The following is a 13,837-nucleotide window of genomic DNA, read 5'->3' as shown; positions in this document are numbered from 1 at the left end:
AACGGAGCCTGCGCGGATTGGCTCTGGGCAGAAAGGCCTGGCTGTTCGCGGGATCCGACCGCGGCGCGCACCGGGCCGCCGTCATGCTCACCCTCATCATGACTGCGCGCCTCAACGACGTCGACCCCAAGGTCTGGCTCGCCGACGTCTTCAGACGCATCGCAGAAATCGCGCAATCCCGCCTGCACGAACTNCTCCCGTGGGAGTGGAAAGCAAAAGNCNCCGCTGCGGCTCAGGCCGCCTGAAACCCTCGGCATCATCATAGCCGGCAACGACTATCCGCACGCCCGGGAATCCCGCGGTATTGGTCGTATGCTTACTCCGCGCGCTGTCCTCACCACGAAGCAAGGAACGACGTTGGGGCCAAGGACGTCTTCTCCAACCAGCAATTGTGGTTCAACTTGTCCGACAGATGCGGCGCTTGGCGAACACCAGTTCTCTCCAAACGAGAGATCGCAACTGCGAATCCACACTCAACAGAGTGGTCATTCCACCAACTGTCCCTATTGCCACTTCCGCCACCAGCATAATTCGAGATCCAGATTCTCCCGGCAAAAAATAATGCAAACACGCAACTGGCAGGATCACAGCAAGGGAGGCTAGGATCGACGGCAATGCTGCATCCAGGAAATCACGCAGGGAGATTCCAGATACACTGAGAAAAATAGGTATGAAAATTGGAATGACCAACAACAAGGTCGTAAACAATCGCGCCACGGCTATGCTCAATACCTGATATTGTGGGTCGCTATTTCGAACCATAAGGCCAGCTACGATAAGGACGGCAATTCCAGCTACAGTTCGCAACCATTCCAGGATAGCGCTTTGCTGCGGTCTCCCAAGCGCCTGCAGTAGCGGGGACGTATATCCAGAAACAATATAAGCGACCCCGACGATGCAAAGGACTTTCAAAGCATCCGACGCGGGCCCCCAACTCGACCCAATATTTGCGATCAGCTGGTCACTTATCATGGCCAATCCCGCCAAAGCCGGAAGTGACATGATTGAGCTCATCCGAACGGAAGTCAGCACGCTCTGTTTTAGCTCCACAGGCCTATTTTGAAGGCGCGAAAACTGCCCGAAAGACACAGTGTGGATAGATGAGCTTGACATCATTAGAACCGTTAACATCGCCCGTTCTGCTAGCTTATATAAGCCCACCGCCACGGGTCCAAAAAAAATGCCGAGCACTATCGCCGCCACTTGTGCGTCAAAAAAATTGGCAAGCTGCGCAACAAAATGAGGGAGGGAGAAGCCCAACAGCTGAGTCAAATGTCGCCATGAAAATCTAAGGTTCGGCCGCCATGAGCTCACTCTCCACAATAGTACGAGTGCAACAACGTCTCGAACGATTTGTTGACCAACCAAAGCCCATACACCAAGGCCATAAAAGGCCATCACAACTCCAAGGATGCCACTGACAACCATCGACACATTCGAACGGATGGATAAACTTCGAAAATTCATCTCACGTTGCAGAACCGCAACCTGAACGATGGACAGCGCTTGAAGGAGAATGCTGAAAGATAGTACAGAGATCACCGCTGCGAGCTGCGGGTCATGATTAAATGCTGCCCATTGGCGGCTAAAAAGAATACTGATCAACACCAACCCTAGGCCTAAAATCAAGTTTGCCCAAAACACCGCATTTAAATGGGCTTGTTCCAGGGTCGTTCTTTGAATAAGCGCCGCTGCCAGTCCTTGATCCAAAAACATTTGGAGGAAAGCAACGTAGATCGTAGCGATCGAAACTGCCCCAAAATCCCTTGGGCCCACCAAGCCAGCAAGTACGAAAAACAAGAGAGCAGAAATTCCTTTCTCGCCCCAAACCAAAGTGTACGACCACTGGACCGCCTTCAGAAACGACCTTCGTTCTCCAATTAGAAGCTGCTCTTTTTCGTGCATCGCGTCCTCGATGCTACCCTCGCCCAAGTTGCGCATGAGTGCATGACTTCCCTTGCACCAATTCTCTTTCGTTTAGTCAGATCTGCAAGTTCAGAACACTTGCGCCGCCGATCTGCCGAAGGAAGGGCTCCTGTGCGCCGTCCACATGGATAGTGTTTGCGACTACTGCTGGTCAAGATCGTTTAAAGACCTATGCGGGATTTTGGGTGATAGGGTAATCCGGCGGCGCGACCTGCCGTCGTTCGGATCTGACGCCCGCGGCGAGCTTCGGCAACCGATCTGCGCCGTTGAACATACGGGACGAGGCCCTAGGCCGCACATGAACGTATCATCGCGCCGACCGATCGGGATTCTGGTGGCGCCCGTCCGTCCTCGACCCACCACTCGGCGGACAGCTCAGCAAGGCCGTCAGCAATCGCCGGCCGAGATGCGCTGCAGATAGAGCACCGGCGTAGCGCCCAACCTCTTAGTTCGCCGCACCAACAGCTGCCGGATCGCCGAACTGAGCCGGATCCGTTGACCGTTCGCGAATTCAACGGCTCAAATCCGCTTTCTCTCAATCAAGGTCCGACGTTAGATTGAGGTTTGCACGCGTCGATGCCGCATCGCCTATTCCGGCTCATTGGCTTGTCGACCTCCCCGGTCAGCAAGTTGACGTTGTTATTGATGATGGGATTGAAGATGCCACCAGCATAGCTGCTCACGGCACCTGACCAACTGTAATGCTGGTCGTGAGGGTCAGGCAGCATGTAGTTATATTGCGACACCGGATGAACAATCGTGCTCGGCTGATCGCCATCAGCTTCTACAATCTCGATCCAATAATTGACGTTCGCGTCGGACGTCGCAACGCATGTGTTGTAGGAGATCGTCGGATTGTTCACCTGCATATTAAGTCGCAGGAACGCGTTAAGGTTGTTCTTACCTGCGTTGGTTTGCAGACAAGTATTAAAGCTGAAGACGCAGTCGTCCCAGTGGCAGGCTCCGGGCTTGGAGAAGAGCTGTAGCCAATCCGCGTGGGCGCGCGTATGAAACGCGGCATTTTCGAACAAACAATATTTGATGCTCACGGTGCCGGTACAGGAGTCGGGCCGAAAGCCATCTGCCATCGCGTTTTTCATCCAGACATAAGTGGCGTCGAACAGCACCTGATAGACCAGTTCGCCAACTGAATCGGCGAACGCAATGCCGCCTTGGGCACCACCACCGTCGATAATGCACCTGGTCAGGAACAACCGACCAGGTGGAGGGCGTGAAGCTTCGATCGGCCGCAACAGATTCGAGCCTACTGCGAAATTGCAGTTGCTGACGGTTAAAGTATGAGCATAGCCGTCCATGTTGACCTGCATCCCGCCGTGAAGCGAGAAGTCGAATCCTTCAAGAGTGATATCTGATGAGCCCGAGACCCTAACCGTAGCGCCGGATATCGTGGCCCCAGCCGGGAGGTTAGCTTGGATTGATGGGTCCTTCAGGTCGGCCTCGCTTGGATATGCCGCGCGATCGATACCTACATAATAATCGACGCCAGCAACCTGCCACGGTGGACGAGTTGCCAGGTTGTAACCCAGGCCGTTCTTCGCGGACGAGGGGTTTAGGAGGTTCGGATGTTGTGGCGAACCGGTTGGCGGGTTGACCCGAGCACCATCTGCTCCCAGGTCGACGCGCAGCAAAAGTGTTAATGCCTGCTGCGCCCCCGCCGCGAATGGCCAGGCTGCCGCTACGCCGACGCCTGCAATAAATTCCCGCCGCCGCATTTACAACCTCCCGGCTGTTTTCCTCAGCTTAGGACGAACCACGATCGTACGAAAATGGCACGCCTCACTTTGAGCGACCTGGAGGTTCACTGCTGACAATGCCCTCCGGATCGTCTCCTCGACGCGCAGCGTGATCGTGGCTCCTCCGCCCAGGACGACTTGACAAAAGATCTCGCAGGCGCCTGCAGCACCGATGTCGGTCGTCAGCCCGCATGCAGTCTCGCTCACGCGGGGACACTCAATAGGTTCGCGAGCAGTTGCAGAAAGCGGCCGCATAGACTGCGCAGTCGGGATTGCTCTGAGATGCGGTTTGCCTCAGCGCAGGTTACCGTGTTGCTCGATGGACGGATTAGCTGCATCTATCTGACCGCGATGGGTGCGGTCGAGCGCTGCGGCGAAACTAGCAACCGCTTTTGCCGAAACATCTCCTCCGGACCCCCAACTCAACATAATAAATCATAGTAAATCGCGGGGACACCGGACGTATGTCCAGACCGCGACTTTGAAAGCGAAATCTTGATCCCGGGATCTCAAAGCGATAACTTAGATTAAATCGAGATTTCATATTTAAGTCAAGCCACATAACTTAAATTCGCAGGCCTGAGAACTTCAATGAAGATCCAGAAAGGCGCCCATGATTTCGATTATAATCCCGGCCCATAACGAGGCGGCGGTGATCGCTCGAGCATTGGCCAACATAACCCGCGGCGCCGCGGACGGCGAGATAGACGTTATAGTGACATGTAATGGTTGTACTGACCGGACGGCGTCCATCGCACGGAATTTTGGTCCTCCGGTTCGCGTCATTGAAACAGATATCGCGAGCAAGTCTCTAGCGCTGAATCTGGGTGATCAGGCCGCATTTGCTTTCCCACGCATCTATATGGACGCCGATGTCGTAATCACGATCGACGCGATTCGTGAGTTAGCAAGGCGGCTTGAGCGGATGGATGTGCTGGCTGTAGCCCCTTTTCCCAAAATTGACCTGGATGATTGCCCTTGGTTGGTAAGATCATACTACAGCGTCAGGTCCAAACTTCCGTCGGCGCAGGAGGGGATAGGCGGTTCCGGGGTATATGCTCTGTCCGCCACGGGGCGAAGTCGATTTAAGGACTTTCCGCAATTAACTGCAGACGATGGTTATATTCGCATACAATTCAGCCCGGAGGAGCGAGAGACAGTTCGTTCTGCCAATTCTACTGTATTCCCTCCCCGCACGATCAGGGACCTTATTCTCATTAGAACCCGCGTGTATTACGGCACTTTGGAGCTAATTGGTCGCTTTCCTGAGCTTTGGAGGAATCATGGGGAAAGCAATCATAAAGCCGTCATCAAGCTTATCAAATCGCCATCTCAATGGTTCGGAGTTGCGGTATACATCCTAGTAAATACCTTGGCTCGCTATAGAGCTGAGCGAAAAGTACACACCAGAAGCGTTGGCTGGGAGCGGGATAACTCGTCTCGTCCTTGTGTAGCGGCACCGCGCGATTGCACGGGTCCAACTTCATGATCATTCAGTTAACGGCCGCCGCTTTGATTGCGCCCAGTGCCTATTTTTCACCATGGCTTTGGCGCCGTTTGTATATGCGCGCGATAAAGAGCCAACTCACAAGAGATCGCATACTTTGTTTAACATATGACGATGGTCCGAGCCGCTTCGTGACTCCCAAGATTCTTGATCTTCTCGGTCGCCGTGCCGCGAAGGCCACTTTCTTTATGCTTGGGCAAAGTGCCCAACGTTTTCGAGATGTCGCCGATCGTATTGCCCAGGAAAGGCACGATATAGGTTGCCACTCCAGCAAGCACCTTAATGCCTGGACCGTCGCCCCGTGGAGAGCCGTGGCGGACATCAACGCTGGATACGATCAGCTTTCATCTTGGATGTCGCCCAACGGTCTGTTTCGCCCTCCGTATGGGAAGATGACACTGCCAACTTACTTTGCTGTCCGGCGTCGCTGCGCTTCGACATTCTGGTGGACAATTGATTCGAGAGATACGAAGGAAACCTTGCCTGACCCAAGGCAAGTGGCTGCCGCGCTCGTGGAGGATGGCGGCGGAATTGTATTGATGCATGATCTGGACCGCTCGAAAGAGCGAAATGAATTTGTGCTTGAGACGACATCACTCCTGCTTGACGTCGCCGATCGGGAAAAGATCAAGGTAAGACGCCTCTGTGAGCTTCAGATTGCAAACCGCGCAAACCTCGATTGAGATCGTCAATACGACATGTGCGCGCCCCTTCAAGGCGGGTGGACTCAGCGTTGAGTGCTGTCCGTCGCGATTGCTGGGCTCAGAGCGAGGAACTCACTACCTCCTTCAAAACCTCATTGGCGCCTCCGTAGATGCGCTGCACGCGACTATCGGCCCACATGCGCGCGATCGGCGACTCCTGGATGTAACCATAGCCCCCGTGCAGTTGAACGCACTCATCAATAACCCGGCACTGGCAATCGGTTAGCCAGTACTTCGCCATCGCCGCCGTGATGGAATCCAGCTGACCGTCGATAAATTTTTGAATACAATCGTCTACAAATATGCGCCCGATGTGCGTTTCAGTCTTGCACTCCGCAAGCTTAAATCGTGTATTTTGCAAGTCGAAGAGAGGTTTACCGAATGCCTTTCGCTCCTTAACGTAATCCGCGGTGATGTCTACGGCGCGTTCCGCTGCAGCGACCGCGCTGAGGCCGATGGACAGCCGCTCATAGCGGAACTGATCCATCATTTGGAAGAGCCCCCGGCCTTCGCTTTGGCCCAGCAGATTTCCGACAGGGACACGCACATCATCGAAGAACAACTCGCAAGTGTCTTGCGCGTGTCGGCCGATCTTGTGGAGCGGGCGCCCAACCCGGTAGCCGGGTAGGTCCTTGGTCTCCAGCACCAACAGCGACAGCGCCTTCGGGCCAGGCGCCCTGGGGTCGGTCCGCACTGCAAGACAGACGAGGCCCGCTTGCCAGCCGTTGCTGATGAATGTTTTGGAGCCGTTGACTACATAGTGATCGCCGTCCTTTCTGGCGGTTGTCTTGGTGCCCTGCAGGTCAGAACCCGAGTTGGGCTCCGTCAAGCCGACCGCGCCGACAAGTTCGCCGCTAGCCATGCGCGGAAGCCAGCGGCGCTTCTGCTCCTCGTTGCCATAGGCGAGTATGTAGTGAGCTACGATGCTTTGGATACTGAGTCCAAAGTGGACGCCGCTTCGGGCAAGTTCCTCGATTACGATGGCCTCGTGGGCAAAAGTCCCGCCGCCGCCTCCATATTCCTCTGGCACGTCCGGGAGCAGCAAACTTGCTTTGCCTGCCTTGATCCAAGCTCCTGGGTCCGGATGACCTTGCTCAGCCCAATGCGCGTGATGGGGCGCAAGCTCCATTTCAATAAACTGGCGAACGGTCCTCTGATAAATCCTCGTCTCGTCGGTCATCCAAGGCGATTCGTATCGTGCTGATGTCATGTTCGGTCTCGAATTATAGCCGTGAGCAGATCAGCTTCCGACGATCCCGCCTCTGCCCCCGGTGCGGAATCCAATACGCGTCTTCCCCTGCTACGATGCCGTATCGGCAATCCTTTTGGCAAGAGCGCCTTGCTAATTCTCCGGATGGTGGAAACGTTTGATTGCATGATAAAATCCCCATCCCTGCAATCCAGCTGGAGCGAGTGCGATGCATCGAAACTTCTGCTGCGCTCATCACGTTCCCTCTCACAACGGACAATCAGGTACGATGTGATGCTGCTAGCTCAAGACCAGGCGCTTTTGTTGTCGCTACCTACGCTCGCGGTGCCCGGCATAATGGTCGGCCACCGCCTAATAAGCGTCGGTGACGAGCATGCGCTATTGCCCGTGGAGGCGAAGGCATTTGAACGCAGCGCAGTTCAAGTACGGCGCGCCAGCGGAGCCGCTCGTATAGTTGCACGGACTCTCCTTCGCCAGTTAGGACATGACATGGCCCCCGTTCCGAAATCGCCCGGAGGCGAGCCGATCTGGCCAAACGGCGTTCTAGGCTCTCTTGCGCATGATTACCGAGTCGCTGTTGCCGCGGTTGGAAGCTCCGAAGACCTGGAGGGCGTAGGCATAGATGTAGAGCCTGCTGAAAATCTATCGGCGGATCTGCTGCAGCTTGTGACAACGTCGCGAGAACGAGCAAGGATAGACTCTGATCCGTATCAAGGTCGATTGTTCTTTGTAGCGAAGGAGGCCGCCTACAAAGCAGTCTATCCGCTAGACCATGTGTTGCTTGATCACCATGACATCGAGGTCGATCTCGCCAATCAGCAGGCAATCGTGCGCAATGGGCGGATCGTTGAACTTAGATTTTGTATTTCAAGCCATCTGGTGGCGCTGGCTTTTATTCTCTCCTAGCCGGTCGATTGCGTGTCTCAGCCTCTGCGATCGATGGTGCCCCACAAAGGACGATGGCCAACGGCGCTCTGTGGACCACCCAAAAACGAGGAAGACAGCACGACTGCCACTCAGCCGCGCGCCGGCGATCGGACAAATTCACAAGTTTGATCAACATAACGCATCGGCACGCGACAGCCAACATTTAATTTTGAGCACAAGCCTCATTTAATACGATTGAAAATATAGAATGCATCATTGATACTGTCGAAGAGAGATTTCGGCCGCCGGGTCATTTATCGTGAGCATTTCCAGGTCACCATCTATGACTAACAGCTCGCTCAATCTGGCGCAAAATTAACTCAGACTCCTCGTCCAAAAGACTGCAGCGACATTGATTAACACGATAGAGAGGTAATGCTTTGTGCGGTTTCATCGGGATCTTCGATTTCAGCGAACCACTCGGATCAGTCCGCCTGCGCGCGCTGGAAATGGCGAAAACTGTCAGACATCGCGGGCCGGACTGGAGCGGAATATACACAAACGAACACGCCGTGCTCGCACACGAGCGCCTCTCTATCGTTGACGTCGAGCATGGCGCGCAGCCTCTTATCGATGTCACTGCGGGCCGGGCACTCGCGGTAAACGGTGAGATTTATAACCATGTCGCGCTCCGACAGAAGCTGAAGCGGCCTCACGCATGGAAGACCAAATCAGATTGCGAGATCCTTCTTTACCTTTATGACGAGTATGGGCCGGCGCTGTGCGACATGCTCAGTGGAATCTTCGCGTTCGCCCTATTCGATGAACAGACGCGCGATTTCTTCGTGGCGCGCGACCACTTAGGAATCATCCCGCTCTACATAGGATGGGGCAGCGACGGCACGACCTATGTCGCGAGCGAGATGAAGGCTCTCGATGCCATATGCGAGTCAGTCCAGGAGTTTCCGCCGGGACACTATTATACCGGGGAAGAAAGAAAATTCGTCAGATGGTACGATCCCGTGTGGGCGCACACCGTGCCTACGAAAAAGGTCTCTTTACAGCGGCTGCGAACGGCGCTTGAAACTGCGGTTAAGCAGCAACTGATGTGCGATGTCCCATACGGCGTGCTCATCTCCGGAGGTCTCGACTCGTCCCTCATCGCAGCAATCGCCGCCCGGCATCGATTCAAAAGGATAGAATCGGGAGAGACCGAGGAAGCATGGTGGCCAAGGCTACACTCATTTTCCGTCGGGCTCGAGGGCTCGCCGGACATGGCGTATGCACGTCGGGTAGCTGCGTACATTGGTACGGTCCACCATGAAATCGTCTTCACGATTCAGGAGGGACTCGACGCCGTGAAAGACGTCGTTCGTCACCTCGAGACCTTTGATGTTACCTCCATCCGAGCCGCAACCCCGATGTACCTCATGGCGCGCAAGATAAAATCAATGGGCGTCAAGATGGTGCTCTCGGGAGAAGGCGCCGATGAGGTGTTCGGCGGCTACCTGTATTTCCACATGGCTCCGACGGCAAAGGAATTTCACGAGGAGACCGTCCGAAAGCTCTTCGCACTCAGCAAATACGATTGTTGTCGCGCCAACAAGGCCACTGCAGCTTGGGGGCTCGAGACGCGCGTACCGTTCCTGGACAAGGAATTTCTCGACTATGCCATGTCCATAGACCCGGCAGATAAGATGTGTCCGGGTAGGAAGATCGAGAAGAGCATACTGCGCGAGGCGTTCCGGGATTTTCTTCCCGAGGAGATCCTGTGGCGCCAGAAGGAACAATTTTCGGACGGCGTGGGATACGGCTGGATCGACTGCCTCAAACGTCACGCTGAGGAAAGGGTCACGGATGAGATGATGGTAGAGGTCGCACAGCGGTTTCCGCAGCAAACCCCGACCTCGAAGGAAGGTTATTTGTACAGGACTATTTTTGATAGTATTTTTCGGAATCCGACGGCCTGTCTCACTGTTCCTGTCGGCCCTTCGATTGCTTGCTCGACGCCGACGGCATTTCGTTGGTCGCAGGAGTTCGCGAAGATGGATGACCCGTCCGGGAGAGCAGTCAAAGGCGTGCACCTTTACGCTGTCAATGCGATCTGATGTTCCGGCGTCCCGGCTGGAGGAAGACAGTCCCGAACGATGTTTCGACATGCCCGCGGCTTCTTTTCTGCAAACCGCGACGTAGCACGGCGCACGCGGGGCCTTGCGCGTCTGCGAAATTGCCGATCTGAGCGATCAGACAACGCTGCCGTGGCCAGGGGTCAGGCTTGACGTGCAACGGCCCGCGCTGGTTAGCGCGGGCCGAAATGTGACAGAGCGGATGCACGGACGACGACCACACTATCCGCAGCCGAGCCACCCGGCGTATGGAGGGCGGGTCGCACCCGAAACGGGAGAGGTGTTAGTCCGGCTTGCGACGGCGCTTCACCAGCCAGTACACACCATAGGCCACCCCGATGACGGGAAGTCCCGTCCCAACGATAGGTCCGGGAGCCCCATGGACCCCACCATTTTTCCAGTTCGCAGGCGAGCCACCTTGATACACCCAGTCGTTGGGTGACAGGGCGGCAATATAGAACACATAGCCGGTGGCAATGGCACCACTCGCCGCCAATATGAAGAGGATAACTTTAAGAATTAACGTCATGTCTCATTCCCTCGCTCATCCCCCGTAAAGCTACCATTATCACATCGATTTAATTTTCGCATCATCAAAATTTAAAAATTAACATGATGCGATTATCCCGCGTCTGCTCTAACGCACTGCGATATGAGAACAATTAATTTTGCGACCCAGCTTTTAATTTGGAAAAGAAATCAATATTGATGTATTCTGGCTCAACGCCGCCCTCCCCCGGGGGAGCGCAGCGGCATAATCACGGCATGCCGGTTGATTTCTGGCCGGAGCGCAGAAACGCGAGAAAAATCAGATGCTTCAAAGTAATCTTGGCCAGACTGACAGACCGGGGGCCGCTCTTGCCAATATCGAAGCGCCGTCAGAAGAGGGTATTGGCGCATTGCTGCATTTTGTCCGTGGTTTTCTGCGCCGTCAGTATCGCCTCATCATCTTCACCACCGCGCTGGCGTTTGCGGCTGGCGTTGTCGTTCTGCGCATCACACCCCCGACCTACACGGCGCACGTCCAGATCCTGTTGACGAATTCGAAGCCACAGTTCGTCCAGCAGCAGTCGCTCGTTGCCGAGCCCTCCTTGGACACGCGAGAATTCGAAACGCAGCTGCAGATTCTCAGGTCTCAACCCTTAGCAGATAAGGTGATCAATCGTCTCAACCTTGCCGCTGACCTCGTACGCGTCTCGGGCTCGCCGCTCGGCTCGTTGTTATGGCGCGTTCGAGGATGGCTCGGTGGAAGCCAGACGGACGTCGCGGAGCGGCCAGCCGATGCCATCATTGGCGCCTTCCTGGACCGACTATCAGTCGCGCGGCTCAATGCCAGCAACGTGATCGAACTCGGCTTCAATTGGAGTCAGCCTGATCGAGCCGCCGAGATCGCGAATGCAATCGCCGAACTCTATATTGCTGATCAGCTAAACGCAAAGGCCGAAGCCAACCGGACCGCGACATTGTGGTTACAGCAGAGACTGCAGGAATTGGGTGATCAGGCAGAAGCTGCAGACCGCGCAGTTAACGCGTATAAGGCCAAAAACAATATCGTCTCGGCTGGAGGAAAGCCTATCGACGAGCAGCAGGTGACCGAACTAAACGGTCGACTCGTGGCGGCCCGCGCTCAAACAGCGGAGCTGTTGGCTCGCCTCAATCGCTACGAAAACGTTCTCCAGGAAAATCCCGCAAATTCGCAATCGATCGGCACACTGGATACGGCAGGCTCGGACGTGCTGGCCAGTCCAATCATTACCAATCTGCGTCAGCAATATCTGGAATTAGCCCGAAAGGAGAGCGAGTGGTCGGCCAGATTCGGCCGGGACCATCAGAGTGTCGTCCTCCTGCGATCTCAGATGCGGGAGCTTCGCACGTCGATTCTCGATGAGGTTCGGCGGCTCGCTCAGACCAGCCGAAGCGACTATGAGGTGGCCAAGCAGCATCAGCAGGAGATCGAGAAGCAGTTGGCCGGAGCCGTATCGGTGTCGCGCACAACGAATTCGGCCGAGGTGACTCTGCGCGAGCTCGAGAGCAGGGCGAAGGGCTACCGAAATCTCTACGAGACCTTTCTGCAACGCTACATGGGTTCTGCTCAACAAGAGTCATTTCCCATTTCGGAAGCGAGGGTAATCTTCCCCGCCTCTCCTCCGCAGAGCAAGAGCAAACCAAAAACGTCAGTTATACTGGCACTGGCACTGTTCGGAGGAGTTGGTCTCGGCGCTGGGCTAGGGCTCCTCAGAGAACTGATGGATCGGGTATTCAGAACCCCAGATCAGATAGAAGCGGCCTTGGGCTTACCCTGCCTCTCAATCGTTCCTCTCTTGCAAGCCGATGGGCTGCGAAAGCTCAAGCCCATCGGTGGCCCCCCATCCGCGCGCGAAAGCCGAAGGACAGTATCTACCGCCTCCGCTTTGCACTGGGCCTTCGTGCACTTGCCGTTGTCGAGGTTCGCGGAATCCATCCGATCCATCAAGTTGGCGATCGACTTGAACCCAACGCAGATTTCGAACAGGGTCATTGGAATTACGTCGTCAGTACCCCACGAAGGCAAGTCTACGATTACAGCCTCTCTGGCTCAATTCATTGCCCAGAGTGGAAAGAGCGTAATCGTCGTCGATTGCGATCTCAGAAATCCGTCATTGTCGGCGGCGCTTGCTCCGGACGCCACCGTCGGCCTTCTGGAAGTCATTTTCGGAAAGCTATCGATCGAGGATGCCGTTTGGAACGAGCCGAAAACCAATCTGGTCTTCCTACCGGCAATCAGAAGTCGTCGCCTACTTCATAGTAGCGAGATCTTGGCGACGGAGCATATGCGGAGGCTCTTCGACCGGCTACGATCGACCTACGATTACGTCGTCGTCGATTTGCCTCCGCTGTCACCCATCGTGGATGTTCGGGCGACTTCCACGCTCATGGATTGCTTCCTTCTTGTCGTGGAATGGGGAAAGACGAAGGTCGACGTAGTCCAGCATGCCTTGCACACCGCACCAAACGTCTATGAGAGCCTGGCCGGAGTCGTGCTGAACAAGACCGACATCAAATCCATGGCCCTCTACGACGCCTACAGAAGCGATTATTACAGCGACGCCCATTACGTCCGCTACGGCCTCACGGATTCCACTTGAGCGGAATGGTTTTGCGCCGGTCACCGCGGCCAGACCATCCGCTCGTCGCATACTCCCAAACTTTGCAATTCGATTCTCGCTGGGCCGAACGCCTCTCCGTTCCGAATCGCGCAAAAAGCCAATCCGGGGGGCGCGACGCTTCTTATTTGACACGGGACATTCCTGAGGGCCGCTGCGTGATCTCTGACAAAGGCGCGCGCCGGCGCCATCTTTTTCCGTGTGCTTGATTGGACCTGCCAGCGATCCTCAGGAGGTGTCGACCGGCGACCAACCCGATTGGGTGCGATCGAGCGGAGGCTTGTGTTGGAGCTCTAGAGCGGTTCCCGACCGGATTGAATTATTTGGGATTGAACGAAGCCGCTGTGCGGCATTGAATTTGGCGCAGCAGTGNGAGTACCAACAAGCTTGCTGCCGTGGGCAGGTAATGCTTCGAACCAATAGGCTGGTGTACGGTCGGACCAACAATGATAGCGACCAACAACATCTCGACAGATCCAAGGGACCATACCGGGGCAGTTTTCTGCAATTCCCTTGGACTCGTTGAAAGCTGTTACCGGCTTTTTCGCGGCAGGGTTGTCAGGAGTGACTTTTCCGCCACGCCTAACCTATTGAAAGCAC

General features: G+C 55.4%; 10 protein-coding genes. 6 read left to right on the top strand and 4 right to left on the bottom strand.

Annotation, left to right across the window (positions count from 1 at the left end; all coding sequences use genetic code 11):
• A partial coding sequence (locus tag F758_RS0141550) for a transposase domain-containing protein (RefSeq protein ID WP_024513314.1) occupies positions 1 to 245 on the top strand: 245 nt, incomplete at its 5' end.
• 151 nt (positions 246 to 396) lie between these two features.
• Here F758_RS0141550 and F758_RS0141545 read toward each other — a convergent pair.
• Positions 397 to 1,941, bottom strand: coding sequence for a lipopolysaccharide biosynthesis protein (locus F758_RS0141545; protein WP_024513313.1), 1,545 nt, complete (start codon positions 1,939 to 1,941; stop codon positions 397 to 399).
• A 524-nt stretch (positions 1,942 to 2,465) separates the two neighbouring features.
• Positions 2,466 to 3,659: a hypothetical protein gene (locus tag F758_RS0141540; protein WP_157450497.1), complete on the bottom strand. Its 1,194-nt coding sequence runs from the start codon at positions 3,657 to 3,659 to the stop codon at positions 2,466 to 2,468.
• Positions 3,660 to 4,293: 634 nt separating this feature from the next.
• Here F758_RS0141540 and F758_RS49005 point away from each other — a divergent pair.
• On the top strand, positions 4,294 to 5,169 hold the full coding sequence (locus F758_RS49005) for a glycosyltransferase family 2 protein (protein WP_084306140.1): 876 nt from the start codon (positions 4,294 to 4,296) through the stop codon (positions 5,167 to 5,169).
• Positions 5,166 to 5,870, top strand: coding sequence for a polysaccharide deacetylase family protein (locus F758_RS49000; protein WP_084306138.1), 705 nt, complete (start codon positions 5,166 to 5,168; stop codon positions 5,868 to 5,870). Before F758_RS49005 ends, F758_RS49000 begins: the two co-directional genes overlap by 4 nt.
• A gap of 79 nt (positions 5,871 to 5,949) precedes the next feature.
• Here the strand turns inward: F758_RS49000 and F758_RS0141520 are convergent, their stop codons facing one another.
• Positions 5,950 to 7,071 (bottom strand): acyl-CoA dehydrogenase family protein, encoded by a 1,122-nt coding sequence (locus tag F758_RS0141520; protein ID WP_245286763.1) that lies wholly within the window; start codon positions 7,069 to 7,071, stop codon positions 5,950 to 5,952.
• A 174-nt stretch (positions 7,072 to 7,245) separates the two neighbouring features.
• On the opposite strand from F758_RS0141520, the gene F758_RS52605 reads away from it, so the two are divergent.
• Positions 7,246 to 8,007: a 4'-phosphopantetheinyl transferase family protein gene (locus tag F758_RS52605; protein ID WP_024513308.1), complete on the top strand. Its 762-nt coding sequence runs from the start codon at positions 7,246 to 7,248 to the stop codon at positions 8,005 to 8,007.
• 401 nt (positions 8,008 to 8,408) lie between these two features.
• A complete protein-coding gene (gene asnB / locus F758_RS0141510) occupies positions 8,409 to 10,076 on the top strand; it encodes an asparagine synthase B (protein WP_024513307.1) in 1,668 nt (555 codons plus the stop codon).
• 301 nt (positions 10,077 to 10,377) lie between these two features.
• Here the strand turns inward: asnB and F758_RS0141505 are convergent, their stop codons facing one another.
• Entirely contained in the window at positions 10,378 to 10,623 is a 246-nt protein-coding gene (locus F758_RS0141505) for a hypothetical protein (protein ID WP_024513306.1), read from the bottom strand.
• Between the two features lie 283 nt (positions 10,624 to 10,906).
• Between F758_RS0141505 and F758_RS0141500 the strand changes: the two genes are divergently transcribed.
• Positions 10,907 to 13,219 (top strand): polysaccharide biosynthesis tyrosine autokinase, encoded by a 2,313-nt coding sequence (locus F758_RS0141500; protein WP_024513305.1) that lies wholly within the window; start codon positions 10,907 to 10,909, stop codon positions 13,217 to 13,219.
• Positions 13,220 to 13,837: the final 618 nt, after the last annotated feature.

This window comes from Bradyrhizobium sp. ARR65 (genome assembly GCF_000472385.1).
Taxonomy (GTDB): domain Bacteria; phylum Pseudomonadota; class Alphaproteobacteria; order Rhizobiales; family Xanthobacteraceae; genus Bradyrhizobium.
This window is presented reverse-complemented; position numbering and strand designations above follow the sequence as displayed.

Coding starts and splice junctions, on each gene's coding strand:
- F758_RS0141500 (WP_024513305.1), top strand. CDS start 10,907: ATGCTTCAAAGTAATCTTGGCCAGACTGACAGACCGGGGGCCGCTCTT.
- F758_RS52605 (WP_024513308.1), top strand. CDS start 7,246: ATGGTGGAAACGTTTGATTGCATGATAAAATCCCCATCCCTGCAATCC.
- F758_RS49000 (WP_084306138.1), top strand. CDS start 5,166: ATGATCATTCAGTTAACGGCCGCCGCTTTGATTGCGCCCAGTGCCTAT.
- F758_RS0141520 (WP_245286763.1), bottom strand. CDS start 7,071: ATGACCGACGAGACGAGGATTTATCAGAGGACCGTTCGCCAGTTTATT.
- F758_RS49005 (WP_084306140.1), top strand. CDS start 4,294: ATGATTTCGATTATAATCCCGGCCCATAACGAGGCGGCGGTGATCGCT.
- F758_RS0141505 (WP_024513306.1), bottom strand. CDS start 10,623: ATGACGTTAATTCTTAAAGTTATCCTCTTCATATTGGCGGCGAGTGGT.
- F758_RS0141540 (WP_157450497.1), bottom strand. CDS start 3,659: ATGCGGCGGCGGGAATTTATTGCAGGCGTCGGCGTAGCGGCAGCCTGG.
- F758_RS0141545 (WP_024513313.1), bottom strand. CDS start 1,941: ATGCGCAACTTGGGCGAGGGTAGCATCGAGGACGCGATGCACGAAAAA.